Genomic DNA, 16,851 nt, shown 5'->3' with positions numbered 1-16,851 from the left:
CATGGCCGCTGTCGACGAACGCCCCGAAGTGAAACCTCCCTGGTGGCAGGAGTACGTGCCGGCTGTGGGAGTGGCCAGGTCGTACGAGCGGGCGTGGCTGCCGAAGGACATCGTCGCCGGCCTCGTGCTGTCGGCGCTGCTGGTGCCCCAGGGGATGGCGTACGCCGAACTGGCCGGGCTGCCGCCCGTGACCGGGTTGTACACCTCGATCCTGTGCCTGCTCGGCTACGCGGTCTTCGGACCCTCCCGAGTGCTGGTGCTCGGTCCCGACTCGTCCCTGGGTCCGATGATCGCGGCAACGATCGCGCCACTCCTGCTCGCCAACGGTGACCCGGCGCGGGCCGTCGCGCTCGCCTCGATGCTGGCTGTGATGGTCGGTGTGGTGATGGTGATTGCCGGGGTGGCCCGGTTCGGGTTCGTGGCGGACCTGCTGTCGAAGCCGACCCAGATCGGCTACATGAACGGGCTCGCGCTGACGATCGTGATCGGTCAGCTGGCCAAGCTGTTCGGGTTCTCGGTCGATGCCGACGGGCTGGTGGCCGAGACACGCGGCTTCTTCACGGGGCTCGCGGACGGCGAGGCCAACGCGACGGCGGCGGTCCTCGGGACCGGTTCGCTCGTCGGCATCCTGCTCCTGAATCGGCTCATGCCCAAACTGCCGAGCGTCCTCATCGTCGTGGTGCTGGCCGCCGTTGTGGTCAGCGCGTTCGACCTGGAGTCCCATGACGTCGACACGGTCGGCGTACTCCCACAGGGTTTTCCGCCCTTCACGATCCCTGCGGTCAGCTGGGACGATCTGCCGCCGCTGCTGGTCGGGGCGTTCGCCATCGCCGTCGTCGCGCTCGCCGACACCATGTCCACGGCGTCGGCGTTCGCCGCGCGCAGAGGCGATCGGGTTCGCGGAAACCAGGAGATGGTCGGCATTGGTGCCGCCAACATCGCGGCGGGCTTGTTCCAGGGCTTCCCGGTCAGCACCAGCGGGTCCCGCACGGCCGTCGCCGAACAGGCCGGTTCCCGGTCCCAGGTGACCGGCATCGTCGGCGCCGGGATGATCACGGTGGTCCTGGTCTTCGCCACCTCCCTGATGCAGTACGTACCTCAGCCGACCCTGGGCGCGATCGTCATCGCGGCCGCGCTGTCGCTGGCCGACATCGCCGGGACACGCCGGCTGTGGCATCAGCGCCGGACAGAGTTCTGGCTGTCCATCATCGCGCTGCTCGGCGTGGCCCTTCTGGGTGTCCTGCCGGGCATTCTCGTCGCCGTGGGCCTGTCCATCCTCAACGTCTTCCGCCGCGCCTGGTGGCCGCACGAGACCGAGCTCGGCCGGGTGGAGGGAATCGCGGGCCTGCACGACACCGAGAGCTACCCCGACGCCGAGCATCTGCCCGGCCTGGTCGTCTACCGTTTCGACGCGCCCCTGATCTTCGCGAACGCGCGGATGTTCAGTGAGAAGGTGCGGGAGATCGCTGGTGATGATCCCGACCTCCGCTGGATCATCGTGGCCGCCGAGCCGATCACAGACGTCGACACCACGGCCTCCGACATGCTGCAGGAACTGGACGCCTGGCTCAACGCGCGCGGTGTGTCCCTGGTCTTCGCGGAGCTGAAAGATCCGGTGCGCGAGAAGATCGAGCGGTACGAACTCACCCGCACGATCAACCCGGCGCACTTCCACCCGACGCTCGACGAGGCTGTCGCGGAGTACATGCGGCAGACGGGCGCGAGGTGGCACAGTCCGCAGCCGGAGGCTGACGACGGAGGTTCCCGGCAGTGAGCCGAAGCCGGTTCATCCCTTCGGGGTGAGGACTGGGGATCAGGGCCTGACCGAGACTCGGCTGAGGCCGACCAGCCATCAGCGAGGAGAGGACGACGTCATGCCTGTGCAGTTCCGAGGGTCAATCAATGTCGACATTCGCGACTCCGTGCCGGACTGGACACCGTTCGAGCCTGCGAAGGCACCCGACGGCGCGCCGAACGTCCTGTACATCGTCCTGGACGACGTCGGCTTCTCGGCCATGAGCTGCTACGGCGGACCGATCGAGACACCGAACATCGACGCGATCGCTTCTCGCGGGGTGCGCTTCACGCAGTGGCACACGACGGCGTTGTGCTCACCGACCCGGTCGTGCCTGCTCACCGGCCGCAACCACACGCGGAACAGCATGGCGTGCATCACCGAGGCGGCGATCGGGTTCCCGAACGCGAGCGGCACGATCCCGCCGGAGAACGGGATGGTGTCCGAGATCCTCGGAGAGCGCGGCTGGAACACCTACATGGTGGGCAAGTGGCACCTGTGCCCGACCGACGAGATGAACCTCGCGTCGACTCGCCGCAACTGGCCGACCGGCCGGGGCTTCCAACGGTGGTACGGCTTCCTCGGGGCCGAGACCAACCAGTGGTATCCCGACCTGGTCTACGACAACCACCCGGTCGAGCCGCCGCGTTCCCCCGACGAGGGCTACCACCTGACCGACGACATCACCGACAAGGCGATCGAGTTCGTCAAGGACGCGAAGGCGATCGCTCCGGAGAAGCCGTTCTTCCTGTACTACGCGCCCGGTGCCTGCCACGCACCCCACCATGCGCCGAAGGAATGGATCGACAAGTTCGCCGGCCAGTTCGACCAGGGCTACGAGGCGATGCGGGAAGAGACGCTGGCCCGCCAGAAGAAGCTCGGTCTGGTGCCGGACGACACCGAACTGCCGCCGCTGAACCCGATCGGCACACCCCAGTCGCGCACCGGCCCGGACCACCTGCCGTTCCCGGAGTTGGACTACACCCGCCCGTGGGACTCGCTGAACGCCGACGAGCGCCGCCTGTTCGCCCGGATGGCCGAGGTGTACGCCGGATTCCTCGCGCACGCCGACCACCACGTCGGCCGGTTGCTCAGCTACCTGGAGCAGACCGACCAGCTGGACAACACCCTGATCATCGTCGTGTCCGACAACGGTGCCAGCGGTGAGGGCGGCCCGAACGGCTCGGTCAACGAGATGAAGTTCGCCAACGGGATCCCCGACGACCTGGCGGAGAACCTCGCCAAGCTCGACGACCTCGGCGGCACGAGGACCTACAACCACTACCCGAACGGCTGGGCGATGGCCTTCAACACGCCGTTCAAGATGTGGAAACGCTACGAGTTCAACGGTGGCACCGCGGATCCCTGCATCATGTCGTGGCCGTCGGGTGCCTCCGCGCGCGGCGAGATCCACCATCAGTACCACCACGCGATCGACATCGTCCCGACGATCCTCGACGTCCTCGGCGTCGAAGCCCCGGAGGCGATCAAGGGACACACCCAGAGCCCCATCGACGGGATCAGCATGCGGGCCAGCATCGACGACGCGGCCGCGGACTCCGGACGAAAGACACAGTTCTATTCGATGCTGGGATCCCGCTCGATCTATCACGAAGGATGGAAGGCCGTCACCACCCACCCGACGGTGTCGGGCTGGGCCCACTTCAACGCCGACGAATGGGAGCTCTACCACGTCGCGGTCGACCGGTCGGAGATCAACAACCTCGCGGCAGAGGATCCGGACAGGCTGCGCGAACTGGTGAACATCTGGTTCGCGGAGGCCGGCGCGAACGACGCGTTCCCGCTCGACGATCGCTCTCCCCTGGAGATCCTGAGCACTCCCCGGCCCCAGCTGACCGCTCCGAAGGACCGGTACGTGTACTACCCGGACACCGCTCCGGTCTCGGAGTGGCAGGCGGTCAACACCCGCAACCGCTCCTTCTCGATCGGCGCGCTGGTCGACATCCCCGCACCCGGAGCCGAAGGTGTGCTGTTCGCGATGGGTGCCCGATTCGGTGGCCATGCGCTGTACGTGAAGGACAACCGGCTGCACTACGTGAACAGTTTCGTCGGCGCGCTGGAGCAGCAGATCGTCGCGACGAAGGACGTTCCGACAGGCACGAACCTGCTCCTGTCGGCCTCCTTCGAGAAACAAGGGATGGAGCCCGACGCCGCGACCGGAACGCTCTCGCTCTACTACGGAGACGAAAAGGTCGGCGAAGGACAGCTCAAGACCCAGCTCGGAGCCTTCGCCATCGCGGGTTCGGGCTTGTACGTCGGCAGGCACAACGGCGAGCCGATCACCGACGACTACCCGGGCAAGCCGCCACACAGCTTCACCGGCGGGACGATCAACCGGGTGGCGGTCGACGTCAGCGGCGAGCCGTACCTGGACCTCGAGCGCGAGGCCGCCCTGATGCTGATGCGCGAATAGGAGGGCCCGGGATGACAACGGATCACGAACGAGTCGTGCGGTCGGACGCCCTGCTGTCGTCCTGGCAGGACACCGCCGCCCGGCAGGCGATCGTGGACTACGTCGACCGGGCCGTGCAGGAGGGCGGGGCGCAGTACGTGCCGCCCTCCGAACGGATCGCGGTGTTCGACAACGACGGCACCCTGTGGTGCGAGAAGCCGATGCCGGTCGAGCTGGGCTTCGCCCTGCAGCAGCTGGCCGAGATGGCCGAACAGGACCCCATCCTTCGCACGCAGCAGCCGTGGCAGGCCGCCCGGGACAGGGACTACGCCTGGCTCGGGAACGTGGTCACCAAGCACTACCACGGCGACGACGGCGATGTGAAGGTTCTCCTGGGCGGCATCCTCCGGGCGTTCGCGCAGATGAGCGTCGACACCTACGCGGAGCTCGCCGAGCGCTTCCTGCTGACCACGGGCCATCCGACGCTCGGCCGGCTGCTCCGCGAGTGCACCTACCTCCCGATGGTCGAACTGTTGCGCTATCTCGAGGCCAACGGATTCACGACGTTCATCGCGTCCGGAGGCGACCGCGACTTCATGCGACCGGTCACCGAGGAGATCTACGGCATTCCGGCCGAGCGCATCATCGGCAGCTCGGCCGGCCTGCGGTACCACGACGACGACAGTGGAGGATCGGTCGTCTACCAGGCGGAGATGGACGTCTTCGACGACGGGCCGATGAAGCCGGTCCGGATCTGGAGCCGGATCGGCCGGCGGCCGGTCGTTGCCGGCGGCAACTCGAACGGCGACATCCAGATGCTCCGGTACGCCGGGCATCCGTCGCGACCCGGGCTGCGGTTGCTGATCCTGCACGACGACGAGGAACGCGAGTTCAGCTACACCGCCGGGGCCGAGACGTCACTCGAGCAGGCTCGCAGCCAGGACTGGACCGTGGTCAGCATCAAGAACGACTGGGCAACCGTCTTCGCCGACAAAGCCTGAGGCACGGCCGGGGGACGGCTAGAAGTTCCCGATCCCCTTGCCGATCATGACCACGCCGATGACGAGGAGAAGGACCGCCATCACGACCGCGTTCTCCCGGACCAGCCACGTGCGCAGAGACTCGAGCGGATGGGCCATCCTGTCGGCGGCGGCAAGGTAGGCGATGACAGGTACCGCGACCGAACACGCGGCGATCGCCGTGAAGACAACGATGACGACGACGGTCTGACCGTTGCTGAGATTGCCACCACCGATCACGATGCCCGCCCCGGCGGCCATGATCAGGTTCTTGGGGTTCAGCGCCGACAGGAGAAAGCCGAGGCCGAGACCCTTGACCGGGGTCATGGTGTCGATGGCGGACATCCATTTCGGCAGCTCGGGCGCCATCTGGCCGCGTGGACGGCCGCGCCACTGCTTGGCGGCCAGAAGAATCAGCAGCACGCCGAGGACGATCTTGATCGTGCCCTGGACCGGATTCGAGGCGTTCGGGTCCTTCTCGGGCAGGACGGCCGAGAGCAGGGTGAAGGCGACGGTCGCGACGACGATCCCGGCGATCCAGCCGACGAGGAACCCGACGCTGGTCTTCTGCGCGTTCGGCGACAGCAGCATGAGAATCGCCGCGATGATGGGGATCGGGCTGATCGCGACGCCCAGCGCCAGCGGAAGGATCTCGCCGATCACGCCGCCCATGCCTGACCCTCCTCGCCGGCGATCAGCGCGAGGTGCGGGTCCGCGACCGACGGACAGTCCTTCATCGCAGCGCTCCTTGTGACGGCCGGCGGTCAGCCTGCTGGACAGCTCTGGGTCAGCGTTGTCGCCAACGACGAGGCCGCCGTACCGACTTGGCGCAGCGCGGTGCTGATCGCCGGAGCCTTCTGCTTGAGGTTGTCGGCGCTCAGGCCACTGGCCGCGGTTTCCAGCTCCGAGAACGCCGTCCGGACACCTTCGACGGCGGGCTGCAGCGTGGCTGATGCCGAAGCTGCCGCGGCTCCCAGGCTGGTCTTGACGCCGGCCATGGCGGTGGTCAGCGCGTTGAGACCGTCCTGCACCGGCTTGACGTTCCCGAGGGTGTCCAGCGAGGACTTGAGCGCCGACAGGGCAGCGCAATCCGCCGTCGGCTCCCCCGTTGCCGGCGCCGCGGTCGGTGACGGATTCGTCGTACCCTCGGTCGAGCTGTCACTGCAGGCCATCGGTACGACGAGCAGCGCGACCGTGACCAGCGCGGCGACGACCGATCGACGTACGCCGGTTCGCGGCACGGGTTCGCCTCGCGACTAACCGGCCGCCTTCTTGACCTCCGTCGCACTGTCCGCGTCGACCTCGTGCTTGGTCACCTTGTCCGCGTGCGACAGGGCCTTGTCGACATCCGTGACCCACGTTTCCTCGAAGAGCGCGACGATGCCCGAGCTGTTGAGCGGCAGGGTGTCCTCGACGTCAGCCTTGATCGCCTTCTTCTCCCGGTGGGACTTGAGGCCACCGATACCGAGACCCGCACCCGCACCGACCGCTGCGCTCGCCAGCAGGCTGGGCGGGAAGATGAGGCCGATGACCGCACCCCCGACCGCTCCCCAGGCCGCACCCTTCGCCGCCGTGTGGAAGTCGTCGTCGACGTTGATCTTGCCGTCGGAGTCGCGGCTGACGAGAACCAGCCCGTCGACCTTGATCACGTCGTCCGAAGCGGCTTGCTTGATCGCGTCCCAGTCACCTTGCGCTGCCCCGGCGTCCGGGTAGGCGGCGATGTACAGATCGACTGGAGCCTTGCTGTCAGATCCCACGGGTCTCTCCTCTGGATCGGGCGACCGCGACCGCGCGCGGTCCGACGGACCTCTCGTGCTCACCATTCCGCCGGCCCCGGCGGAAAGCCTCACCCCGCGCGGACTAGGTCGTGTCTGGGCGTGACCGCCCGGGTCAATTCATCCGGCACGGATGATGCTCACCGGAGGGCCTCGCGCAACGATCCAAGTCGGCTGTCGGCCCGTTCGGGGCTACCAGTGCTGCGCGAAAGGAATGACATGGGGTGCTTGTTCGCCTTGTTTGCCGGGCTCTTTCCGCGTCTCGGCCTGTTCATCGTGTGGGTGGCGCGCCCCAATCTGGTGGACAACGCCTTCGACACGTGGATCTGGCCGCTGCTCGGCATCATCTTCCTTCCGTTCGCGACGCTGATGTACGTCATCCTCTACACCGGCGGCGGCCTGTCCGGCTTCGACTGGTTCTGGATCGTTCTCGCGGGCCTCCTCGACATCGCTCATTGGGGCGCCGGCTGGACCCAGCGCCGCCAGGCACCCGGCTATCCCGGCACCGCCACGGCGTGATCCCGAGGATCATCCGCGCGGGGTGAGGTTCCGTTCGCCCGCGGCAGAGACGATCGATCCCTTAGCCGACAGGCGAGGAGGCGCAGCATGTCTGTCCCAGACTCCACGCAGTCCGGTGGTCCAGAACGCAGCGTGCCCGTCCAGGCGCCCGAGGTGAACCGGCCGTCCAAGGGGCGTTCGGCCGCGGTCATCATCTGCTTGGTGCTGGCGGCGTTGCTGACGACGCCGGCGGCGATCGCGTACTGGGGCCAACGAACGCTGAACGACACCACGCGCTACGTGAACACCGTCGGCCCCCTGGTGAACTCGCCGGAGGTCCAGGCCGCCATCGCGACGAAGGTCACCGACACGATCCAGGAACAGGTCGACATCGAGGCGATCCTCAACGACGCGTTCTCCGGTGTCATCACCGACCGGCCGCGTCTGCAGCGACTGGTGGGGCCGCTGTCTGCCGCGATCAACAGTCTGGTCGACCGCCAGGTGCGGGAGTTCCTCGCCTCGGACGAGTTCGCCGACCTCTGGACGGCCATCAACACCAGGGCCCAGCAGTCCCTCCAGCGCCTGCTGAAGGGTGACGAGTCCGGGGCCGTGTCGCTGCAGGGTGACCAGATCGTCCTCGACGTCTCCGATGTCATCGATCGGGTCAAGCAACGCCTGGTCGACCGGGGACTCACGATCCTGCAGAACGTGCCTGTCCCCAACGTCGACAAGCAGATCGTGTTGATGGAAGCGCCGCAGCTGAAGCAACTCCGGACGATCTACGCGTTCGCGAACCCGCTGGCCCAATGGCTGATCGTGCTGGTGGCGGGGCTCTACCTGCTGGCGCTGGTGCTCGCCCGTCGACGTCCGCGGGCGACGGTGATCATCGGAGTCCTGCTGGCCGCGAACGCGCTACTGGTGGCGCTGGCGCTGACGATCGGACGGCAGTTGTTCATCGACGCCTTGGCGGGTACGACGTTCGGTCCGGCCAGCGCGGTCTTCTACGACACGCTGCTCGCCTACCTCGATCGCGGCCGGCAGGTGTTCCTCTGGCTGGGCCTGATCCTCGTGGTCATCGGCTGGTTCGCGGGACAGAACAGGTATGGCACTGCCGTACGTACGGTCGTCAACGATGCTCTGGAAAGCGTCGGGGCAGCCTTGCCCGGCCCGGTCGGCAGCGCCGGCGGATGGGTCGCGTCCAACGTCCGGTGGTTGCGCGTGGCGGTCGGTCTGCTGGGTGTCGTCGTACTGCTCTGGGGCAACGACGTCTCGCTGTCCAGGCTGTTCTGGTCGCTCGCACTGGTGGTCGGACTGCTGGCTGTCCTGCAAGTCCTGGTCGGTGCCGGCCGGGCAACAGCCGCCTCGCGTCCCGTCCCGCCGGCGGAAGCCGTGCCCGGAACCGCGAACTAGCCGGCTGTGACAGCGGCGGCAGGCAGGCTCCCATGAACCTCGTCTTTGCCGCCGTGATCATGGCCGTCGCGACCGCGGTCACCGTCACCGCGATGCTCCTCGTGCGCAGGCGGGCGCCGGAGGGCAGCTACTTCAGTGACGGTGACCGCGCCTCGGGTGTCTTCGGTGTGCTGGCCACCGGCTTCTCCGTGCTGCTCGGTTTCATCATCTTCTTGTCGTTCACGTCCTACGACCAGTCGCGGTCCGGCGCCGAGTCCGAGGCGACGATTGTGGCCCAGCAGGTCGAGACGGCCCAGTTCCTGCCCGACCAGACCGCTGCGGAGCTCAGCGGCGAGCTGATCTGCTACGCACGGTCCGTCGCCGGGGTCGAGTGGGATGCGCTGGACACCGGCACGCTCGGGAACTCCCTCAACCCCTGGGGCGCGGAGATGTTCCGGACGATCTCGGCCGTCAACCCGCAGACGCCGGTCGAGCAGTCGGCGTACGACCGCTGGATGGATCAGACCGCCAACCGGGAACAGGCACGCGTCGACCGGGTGCACGGGGCGGAGGGGATCATCCCGGTGCCCTTGTGGCTGGTCCTGGGGGTGATCTCGGTGGTGATCTTCGTGTACCTGCTGTTCTTCGCCGACCCGTCCGAAGGCCCGGTGACGCAGGGCGTCCTGATGGGCAGCGTCACGGTGGTCATCACGCTCCTGCTGTTCCTGCTCGTGTTCTTCGACCATCCGCACGGCGAAGGGGTGGGCAGACTCCAGCCCACCGCGATGGTCCGGACCATCGGCCTGATCGATTCCGAACTCCACATGATCGGCCTCGATGTGACACCTCCGTGTGACGACCGTGGCAACCGGCGCTGACGAGCGGACCGAGCACGGCCGCACCTGGCAGGAGGTGATCGTCACCATCCTACTGGTGGTCGCCGCCCTCGGGACCTCGTGGAGCAGCTACCAGGCCACCCGGTGGAACGGCGAACAGGCCAAGGCGGCCGGCCGCACGAACGCGATCAGGATCGACGCCGCCCGGGCCCAAGGCCAGGCCCAGGCCCAGAGCCAGGTGGACGTCGCCACGTTCATCGCCTGGGTGGACGCGGATCGCCGCGGCGAGGCCGAGATCGCCGACTTCTACGCCGCCCGCTTCCGCCCGGAGTTCCGGCCCGCGTTCGACGCCTGGATGGCAACCCACCCGGTCACGAACCCGGATGCGCCGCCGACGCCCTTCGCCATGCCGCAGTACCAGCTCGCGTCGCGACAGGAGGCCGAACGACTCGACGCGGCCGCCGAAGCGTCCGCGGCCGAGGTTCGTCGCGACCTACAGATAGCCAGCGACTATGTACTCACCGTCGTTCTGTACGCCGTGGTGCTGTTCTTCGCCGGTATGAGCACCAAGATCGCCCGCCGCCGGCTGCGCTGGATCCTCATCGGAGCCGGCTGCCTGGTCTTCGTCACCGCCATCGCCTGGATCGCCACCTTCCCGATCAGCGTCGAGATCTGAGCACACGGTCAGGCGGCCGCGTCGGAGAGCAGTGTCGATCGTCCCCTGGGGATGATGCCCGGCCCGAGGTGACTCGTCAGCCTGGTGTCATCGTCCGCGCCAGCGGAGGAGTTCGATCACGGTGTGCACTAGGGAGTGAACGACAGTGGCACAAGGGGCAGCAGCATCGCACTACGAAGGCGCGAGCGAGGAACACGAGGTCAGCGGCTGGGCCGTCGGCTTCATCCTGTTCGCCGGCGTCATGATGATCATGGCCGGGGGCTTCCAGGCATTTTCCGGTCTGGTGGCACTTTTCGAGAACGAGTTCTACGTCGCCACCCGCAACTACCTCTTCCAGTTCGACGCCACCGCGTGGGGCTGGATCCACCTGCTGTTCGGCATCGCGGTGATGCTGGCCGGCTTCGCGGTCATGGCGGGCCAGACCTGGGCGCGGGTGGTGGCCATCGTCCTGGCGGTGTTGAGCGCTCTGGCCAACTTCACCTTCATCCCGTACTACCCGTTCTGGGCGCTGACCATCATCGCCATCGACATCTTCGTCATCTGGGCGCTGGCCGTACACGGTCGCGATGTCAAGGCCTGACGGCCATCGAGAGGAGAACGAGATGGCTGAGAAAAGAGGTGGAGCCGCTCTGGCCGGCATCGTTGTGTTCGCCGGCTCGCTGCTCCTGATCGTCGGAATGGTCAACGTCTTCCAGGGATTCATCGCCCTGTTCACCGACGAACGTCTGGCGATGACGCGGGAGCACCTCGTCGTCGTGGACACGACCGGCTATGGATGGGTACTGCTCATCTCCGGGCTGCTCCTGCTGGCGGTGGCCGCCGGCCTGCTCGCGGCGCAGACGTGGGCAAGGTTCGCAGCCATCGTGGTCGTGTCCCTGCACGCGGTGACGCAGATCGCCTGGCTGGGTGCCAACCCCGTCTGGTCTCTGCTGATGATCGCGCTGGACACCGTCGTACTGTTCGCGCTCACCGTCCGGTGGTCCGACGTCCACGAGCGGATCGGCGGGCAGGGCGACGTGGACTGGAACGAGCAGGAAGAGATCCAGCTCCGAGCCACCGAGCAGCGAATCCCACCGATGGTCTGAGTGACGGCGCGGCGCCCCAGCTGGGTCCTCGACTCAGCTGGCTCGGCGCCGCGCATCGTCGACGTACGGGAGCGGGTTGCCGGAGGCTCGTGCGCCGGAGGCGAGCCAGGCCGCGAGTCCCTCCGGAGATCGCCGCTGGAGCTCGTCGAGGTACTGCTGACGCTTCTTGACGATGGCGAGGCGCTCCGCAGCCGTCGTGGCAGTCTCCAGCAGGCGGAAGCTCCGGCGCCAGGCCAAGCACAACGCCTCGTCGCCGAGGGAACTGAGCTCCGGCGCCGGGGCGGCAGCGGAACTGTCGGCAAGCGACGTCACGGACTCATAGGGTGTCGTCGGCTCCGGCCGTACGACGGGACGATCCCCCTTGGCCTTCCGTCGCGCCTGGTACAGCGAGGTGAGAGCCGGCGTGGTCACTGCCAGGATCACCACGACCAGGACGCCGGCGATCTTGGCGACCGCGATCAGGCCCACGGCGGCAGGCGTCATCAGCCCGGCACCGAGCGTGACCCGGACGACCCTGGCCACCGCGACCCGTCCGTCGCCTCCCCACATGGACGAGGCGACCACCGCTACCGCCATCGCGACCACCACCACACTGATGACGACCCCGACCAGACCCCACGTGGCGATCGCGCAGACGAGCCCGACTGTGGTGGCAAGATAGACACACCACGACCGGATCGTTCGGCTCGTGCCGTGGGATGTGCCGGGATCGGGTAGATCTGCGCCGGATGACCGCCTCAGCTCGCTCACGTTCTCAGTCCTTTGCCCCGGTTCTCGATCGCGTTCTTCCGCCATCGAGCTCAGCGTCAGCATGCACCGGGCCGGCAGATCCTCGCCTCCTCCTTCCAGGGTGAAACGGGTCAGGGGGTTCATGACCGCGCGCGATCATCCGTCCGGCAGTTGGCACAGGCAGTGCCGTCTCACCCGGGTGGGGTGAGCTACCGCCATCGGTCCTGGGGCAGCATGGTTCTACCGAATCGCCGGGAGGGGATATGCCGGGCGAGCAATCGAGTCGGAGCCGCTACGAACTCGTCGTCACCAGCACCTTGAGCAGCAAGGAGCACGAGGTGCTGGACCACCTCGCCGAGTTGCTGACGACCGAAGAGATCGCCGGCATCATGTACGTCTCGGTCAACACGGTCCGCAGCCACGTGCGGAGCATCCTGCGCAAACTGAGCGCCCGCCCCGAGGCCTGAGGCGGGGCGGTGACAGAGGGCACGTTCGCGGCGCTCGCGCTTCTCGTCCTTGCGTGGGCAGTGACCTCGGATCTCCTGGCCCGCTGGAACATCACCGGTCCGCTGGTGTTCGCGGTGGCCGGCTATGCACTGGGGAACCCTGACTGGGGCTTGCTCTCCGTCGACGTCGAGGCCCCATCCGTGCATCTGCTCGCGGAGCTGACGCTGGCACTCCTGTTGTTCTCCGATGCGGCCAGAGTCAACGTCTCGAGGCTGAAACACGACATCCGCCTGCCCGGCCGCCTGCTGGCGCTCGGCCTTCCCCTGTCCGTGATCCTGGGCTCGCTCCTGGCCGCCTGGCTCTTCGACGATTTCACCTGGGCACTCGCGGGCTTCGTCGGCGCCGCGCTGGCTCCCACCGACGCTGCCCTCAGCGCGCAGGTGATCAACGATCGCCTCATCCCCATCCGCCTGCGGCGCGCACTCAACGTGGAAAGTGGACTCAACGACGGCATCGTCACACCGGTCGTCACGTTCACACTGGCTGTCGCCGCCGGCCAACTCGGGATCGAAAGTCACGACGGCGCCGCCGACCACGGCGGTGGCGCGCTACTCGAACTCGCCGTCGGTCTCATCGCCGGCCTGGCGGTCGGGACAGTGAGTGCCTGGCTCTTGACGGTCGGCACACGTCGGCACTGGATGACGACGAGCGCACGGCGACTGGGAACACTTGCGGCCGCACTCAGCAGCTTCGCCCTCGCCGTCACGTTCGGCGGCAACGGATTCATCGCCGCGTTCGTGGCCGGCATCGCCTTCAGAGCAGCTCTCGACGAGCAGACGATCGACGCCGACACCGCCGTCGAACTACCCGAGTTGCTCGGCGAGGTCCTGGCCTTCGCCGTCTGGTTCCTCTTCGGAGCCGCGCTGGTGCCGATCGCCCTTCACAACTTCGACCTCACGCTCCTCGCGTACGCCGTACTGAGCCTGACTGTGGTCCGTATCGCTCCGGTCGCCCTGTCCCTGCTCGGCGCGGGTCTGGACCGCATGACCGTTGTGTTCGTGGGATGGTTCGGGCCGCGCGGCCTGGCATCGGTCGTGTTCGCGCTGCTGGCGGTGGAGCAGCTCGGCGAGATCCCGGTGGTCGAGCGGGTCGTCGCCGTCGTTGCGCTCACTGTGTTCCTGAGCGTCGTACTCCACGGTGTCACAGCCGGTCCGCTCGGACGCCGCTACGTGCACCTCGAGCAGGCCGACGAGGGCCAGAGCGGCGGACCCCGATCACGCCGTACGTCGAGAGGTCTCCGCAGCCCTGACGCCCTTCGCCGCGACCAGCCGTGACCACGACACCCGCCCGGTGTCGCGGTCGCCGGTGTGGGGTTATATTCGCCTCTGGAATTCGGTTACCACCATGCCGCTTACCAAGCAGAAGGTCTGAAATCATGGGCTTCCAGCCCGGCGACGGAATCGATCCGCGCCGAAGCGACGATCCCGAGACGGCCGCGCTCAGAGAGCAGGCCGCCGACGTCCTCGCCGCCTATCACCACATCGAGTTGGCCGAGGCAGCCATGCTCCTGATCGTGCTGGCCGAATATCGCGACTGCTCGGTCGATGCACTGGCCGCCGAGGTACTGCGCACGGCAGTCACGCACCCTGCGGGGATCGACGAACCACCTCAGTGCGGCGACTTCTCTCCGGAACGAAGCCGCACACCGGAGTAGCCGCTCTGTCCGTCGGATCGTCCGGCCGGGATGAGGTCGCGGCGTTCGCCGGTCCCTAGGCTCGACAGCGCCGGGACAGGATGAGGCCCTTTCTGGATGAGGCGGGCCCTTCTGAAGGAGGCGACCCGACGTGGGCGCACATCCCGTACGCCGTTGGCTGCGGTCGGAGCGGCCGAGCGTGCGCGCCGATGTGGTCGCCGGGTTGCCGGGCGCGATCAGCAGTGTGCCGGACGGGATGGCAGCCGCGGTACTCGTCGGCGTGAACCCGATCCACGGCCTGTACGCGTGTTTCGCCGGTCCGGTCGCAGGAGGGTTGTCGTCGAGCACCCGGCTGATGGTGATCACCACGACCACGGCGGCGGCGCTGGCGGCCGGGTCGGCGCTGTCGGGCGTGGATCCCGCGGACCGGCCGGACGCCCTGATCCTGCTGACTCTCATCGCCGGTGTGGTGATGATCCTGGCGGGGATCGCGAAGCTCGGGCGGTACACGCGGTTCGTGTCGCACTCGGTCATGATCGGCTTCCTGACCGGGATCTCGGTCAACATCTTCTGCGGCCAGATCTCCGCCCTGACCGGCGCGCCGGCCAGTGGCGGGTTCGCGCTGGCCAAGGCGGCCGACATCGTGACCCATCCGTCGCGGATCAACATCCCGTCCCTGCTGACAGGGCTGGCGGCGCTCGGCATCCTGGCCGGCCTGTCCCGGACCCGGCTGGCTCCGGTCGGCGCACTGGTCGCGCTCGTCGTCCCGACCGCGGTGGTGATCCTCGCCGGCGCCGATTCGGTGGCACGTGTGGAGGACGTCGGGGAGATTCCGCCTGGTGTGCCGGTGCCGGACCTACCGGACCTCAGCCTGCTGTCGTTCTCGTTGGTGACCGGTGCGCTGGCCGTCGCGGCCATAGTCCTCGTCCAGGGCAGTGGGGTCGCCGAGGCCGCACCCAACCGTGACGGAACCGTCTCGAACGCGAACCAGGACTTCATCGCCCAGGGCGTGGGCAATCTCGCGGCCGGCTTCTTCCGCGGTCAACCGGTGGGCGGTTCGGTCGGCCAGACCGCTCTGAACCAGACGGTCGGCGGCCGCACCCGGTGGGCTCCGATCTGTGCGGGCCTGTGGATGCTGGTGATCCTCGCGGCCTTCTCCGGCGTGGTCGGAGTCGTCGCGATGCCGACCCTGGCCGCCGTACTCATCTTCGCGGCCGTCGGTTCGCTCAGGCTGGGTGAGCTGAAGACGATCATGCGCACCGGCCCGACCTCGCAGATCGCGATCGTCTCGACGTTCCTCGCGACGTTGTTCCTTCCGATCGCCGCCGCCGTCGGGCTCGGCGTGACGCTGTCGCTGCTGCTGCAACTAAACCAGGAGGCGATGGATCTCAAGGTCGTCGAGCTGAAGCCCGCCGGCGACGGCCGGTGGATCGAGCACCCGGCTCCCGAGCGGCTGCCGAGCCATCAGACGACCGTGCTCGACGTCTACGGCAGCCTGCTCTACGCCGGTTCCCGCACCCTGGGCGCCCGGTTGCCCGACCCGGCCGGTGCCGAAGCACCCGCCGTCGTACTCCGGCTCCGTGGCCGGACCTCCGTCGGCGCGACCTTCGTCAAGGTCCTGGCCGACTACGCCGCCGCCCTGCACACGGTAGGCGGCCGCCTGTACCTCAGCGGTGTGGACCACGGCCTGGCCGAACTGCTACGCCGTACCGACCGAGTCGACGTCTCCGGCCCAGTCACCGTCTTCGAGGCCAGCGAACTGGTCGGGGAATCAACCGAAAAGGCCTTACACGAAGCAGAAACCTGGGCAGTAGGCCATCGCACCGACACCCCGGATCAGTGAGCGTCGAGGGGGTTCCCGGCGATTCTGCTGGTGAGCCCGGACTGGATCGCGCGGGCGGCGGAACTGGTGGGCTTTCGGTCGGCTTGGGCCTGGAAGCAGGCGAGGAACTCGGCGGTGAGATCGAGGCGGGGGTATTGCTGGAGTACGTCGGCTCGGAAGGCGGGGGTGAAGTCGTCGATGTTCTTTCCGACGATGTCCACTGCTGCGGCGCGCGACAGCAGGTGACCCTCGGGGTCGTCGGCCGGGTCGACCTCGGGCCACATGTGCCGCACGATGACTTCGCCGAGGCGTTGGCGGCGCTCGCTCGGCCAACCGGCGCCCGTGGCGAACACCCGGGCGACGTGGCCGCTGGCCTCCTCGAAGGAGACGGTGTGGCTGTCGAACTCCGCTACCAGACTGATGTCATGGAACATCGCAGCCGCGAACAACAACTCAGCGTCGTACTGGATGCCCTGCTGCGTGCCGTACTCGGCCGCCCACACGTAGACGCGGTGCGAATGGCTCAGCAGGGCGGGTGACAGATACGCGGAGGCGACCTCCAGAGCCGCTGACGACGCGGCCGTACCAGGAATGATCATGCTTCGACGGTACGGCGCGAAAGGCCCGCACCATTGGTCCAATCCGGCACCACGGTCGTGGGCCATCCACCGCGG

Annotated in this window: 18 protein-coding genes; 13 read left to right on the top strand and 5 right to left on the bottom strand. The window is 67.7% G+C overall.

Annotated features, from left to right (window positions below; all coding sequences use genetic code 11):
• Nucleotide 1 precedes the first annotated feature (1 nt).
• The 3 genes from ACGFH6_RS11950 (at nt 2) to ACGFH6_RS11940 (ending at nt 5,209) form a co-directional block, all read left to right on the top strand.
• Nucleotides 2-1,774 carry a SulP family inorganic anion transporter gene (locus ACGFH6_RS11950; protein ID WP_393382842.1) on the top strand — a complete coding sequence of 591 codons (1,773 nt, stop codon included), beginning with the start codon at nt 2-4 and terminating at the stop codon, nt 1,772-1,774.
• A 100-nt stretch (nt 1,775-1,874) separates the two neighbouring features.
• Nucleotides 1,875-4,229 (top strand): arylsulfatase, encoded by a 2,355-nt coding sequence (locus ACGFH6_RS11945; RefSeq protein ID WP_393382841.1) that lies wholly within the window; start codon nt 1,875-1,877, stop codon nt 4,227-4,229.
• 11 nt (nt 4,230-4,240) lie between these two features.
• Nucleotides 4,241-5,209: an HAD family hydrolase gene (locus ACGFH6_RS11940; RefSeq protein WP_393382839.1), complete on the top strand. Its 969-nt coding sequence runs from the start codon at nt 4,241-4,243 to the stop codon at nt 5,207-5,209.
• 18 nt (nt 5,210-5,227) lie between these two features.
• On the opposite strand, the gene ACGFH6_RS11935 is transcribed toward ACGFH6_RS11940, so the two are convergent.
• The 3 genes from ACGFH6_RS11935 to ACGFH6_RS11925 form a co-directional block, all read right to left on the bottom strand.
• Nucleotides 5,228-5,899 carry a GAP family protein gene (locus ACGFH6_RS11935; RefSeq protein WP_393382837.1) on the bottom strand — a complete coding sequence of 224 codons (672 nt, stop codon included), beginning with the start codon at nt 5,897-5,899 and terminating at the stop codon, nt 5,228-5,230.
• 92 nt (nt 5,900-5,991) lie between these two features.
• Entirely contained in the window at nt 5,992-6,468 is a 477-nt protein-coding gene (locus tag ACGFH6_RS11930) for a hypothetical protein (protein WP_393382836.1), read from the bottom strand.
• A 15-nt stretch (nt 6,469-6,483) separates the two neighbouring features.
• On the bottom strand, nt 6,484-6,984 hold the full coding sequence (locus ACGFH6_RS11925; protein ID WP_393382835.1) for a DUF1269 domain-containing protein: 501 nt from the start codon (nt 6,982-6,984) through the stop codon (nt 6,484-6,486).
• A gap of 120 nt (nt 6,985-7,104) precedes the next feature.
• On the opposite strand from ACGFH6_RS11925, the gene ACGFH6_RS11920 reads away from it, so the two are divergent.
• The 6 genes from ACGFH6_RS11920 (at nt 7,105) to ACGFH6_RS11895 (ending at nt 11,486) form a co-directional block, all read left to right on the top strand.
• On the top strand, nt 7,105-7,521 hold the full coding sequence (locus ACGFH6_RS11920) for a hypothetical protein (RefSeq protein WP_393382833.1): 417 nt from the start codon (nt 7,105-7,107) through the stop codon (nt 7,519-7,521).
• Nucleotides 7,522-7,608: 87 nt separating this feature from the next.
• Entirely contained in the window at nt 7,609-8,910 is a 1,302-nt protein-coding gene (locus tag ACGFH6_RS11915) for a hypothetical protein (RefSeq protein ID WP_393382832.1), read from the top strand.
• Nucleotides 8,911-8,942: 32 nt separating this feature from the next.
• Nucleotides 8,943-9,767 carry a hypothetical protein gene (locus tag ACGFH6_RS11910; protein ID WP_393382831.1) on the top strand — a complete coding sequence of 275 codons (825 nt, stop codon included), beginning with the start codon at nt 8,943-8,945 and terminating at the stop codon, nt 9,765-9,767.
• Nucleotides 9,742-10,401 (top strand): hypothetical protein, encoded by a 660-nt coding sequence (locus tag ACGFH6_RS11905; protein ID WP_393382829.1) that lies wholly within the window; start codon nt 9,742-9,744, stop codon nt 10,399-10,401. Before ACGFH6_RS11910 ends, ACGFH6_RS11905 begins: the two co-directional genes overlap by 26 nt.
• Before the next feature lie 145 nt (nt 10,402-10,546).
• Entirely contained in the window at nt 10,547-10,981 is a 435-nt protein-coding gene (locus tag ACGFH6_RS11900; RefSeq protein WP_393382827.1) for a hypothetical protein, read from the top strand.
• Nucleotides 10,982-11,003: 22 nt separating this feature from the next.
• A complete protein-coding gene (locus tag ACGFH6_RS11895) occupies nt 11,004-11,486 on the top strand; it encodes a hypothetical protein (RefSeq protein WP_393382826.1) in 483 nt (160 codons plus the stop codon).
• A 33-nt stretch (nt 11,487-11,519) separates the two neighbouring features.
• Here ACGFH6_RS11895 and ACGFH6_RS11890 read toward each other — a convergent pair whose 3' ends face one another.
• Nucleotides 11,520-12,236 carry a hypothetical protein gene (locus tag ACGFH6_RS11890; RefSeq protein WP_393382824.1) on the bottom strand — a complete coding sequence of 239 codons (717 nt, stop codon included), beginning with the start codon at nt 12,234-12,236 and terminating at the stop codon, nt 11,520-11,522.
• Nucleotides 12,237-12,478: 242 nt separating this feature from the next.
• Here ACGFH6_RS11890 and ACGFH6_RS11885 point away from each other — a divergent pair, with 242 nt between their 5' ends.
• The 4 genes from ACGFH6_RS11885 to ACGFH6_RS11870 all read left to right on the top strand — a co-directional run bounded on the left by ACGFH6_RS11885 (nt 12,479) and on the right by ACGFH6_RS11870 (nt 16,198).
• The gene (locus ACGFH6_RS11885; protein ID WP_393382822.1) at nt 12,479-12,682 is read left to right on the top strand and encodes a response regulator transcription factor; all 204 of its coding nucleotides are present in this window, start codon (nt 12,479-12,481) and stop codon (nt 12,680-12,682) included.
• A gap of 9 nt (nt 12,683-12,691) precedes the next feature.
• Nucleotides 12,692-13,996: a cation:proton antiporter gene (locus ACGFH6_RS11880; RefSeq protein ID WP_393382820.1), complete on the top strand. Its 1,305-nt coding sequence runs from the start codon at nt 12,692-12,694 to the stop codon at nt 13,994-13,996.
• Nucleotides 13,997-14,097: 101 nt separating this feature from the next.
• Nucleotides 14,098-14,376, top strand: coding sequence for a hypothetical protein (locus ACGFH6_RS11875; protein WP_393382819.1), 279 nt, complete (start codon nt 14,098-14,100; stop codon nt 14,374-14,376).
• A 130-nt stretch (nt 14,377-14,506) separates the two neighbouring features.
• Nucleotides 14,507-16,198 (top strand): SulP family inorganic anion transporter, encoded by a 1,692-nt coding sequence (locus tag ACGFH6_RS11870; RefSeq protein ID WP_393382818.1) that lies wholly within the window; start codon nt 14,507-14,509, stop codon nt 16,196-16,198.
• Here ACGFH6_RS11870 and ACGFH6_RS11865 read toward each other — a convergent pair.
• Nucleotides 16,192-16,776, bottom strand: coding sequence for a hypothetical protein (locus tag ACGFH6_RS11865; RefSeq protein WP_393382816.1), 585 nt, complete (start codon nt 16,774-16,776; stop codon nt 16,192-16,194). The genes ACGFH6_RS11870 and ACGFH6_RS11865 overlap by 7 nt on opposite strands.
• Between the last annotated feature and the right edge of the window lie 75 nt (nt 16,777-16,851).

This window comes from Kribbella sp. NPDC049227 (assembly GCF_043197265.1).
In the GTDB taxonomy this organism is placed as follows: Bacteria; Actinomycetota; Actinomycetes; order Propionibacteriales; family Kribbellaceae; genus Kribbella.
This window is presented reverse-complemented; position numbering and strand designations above follow the sequence as displayed.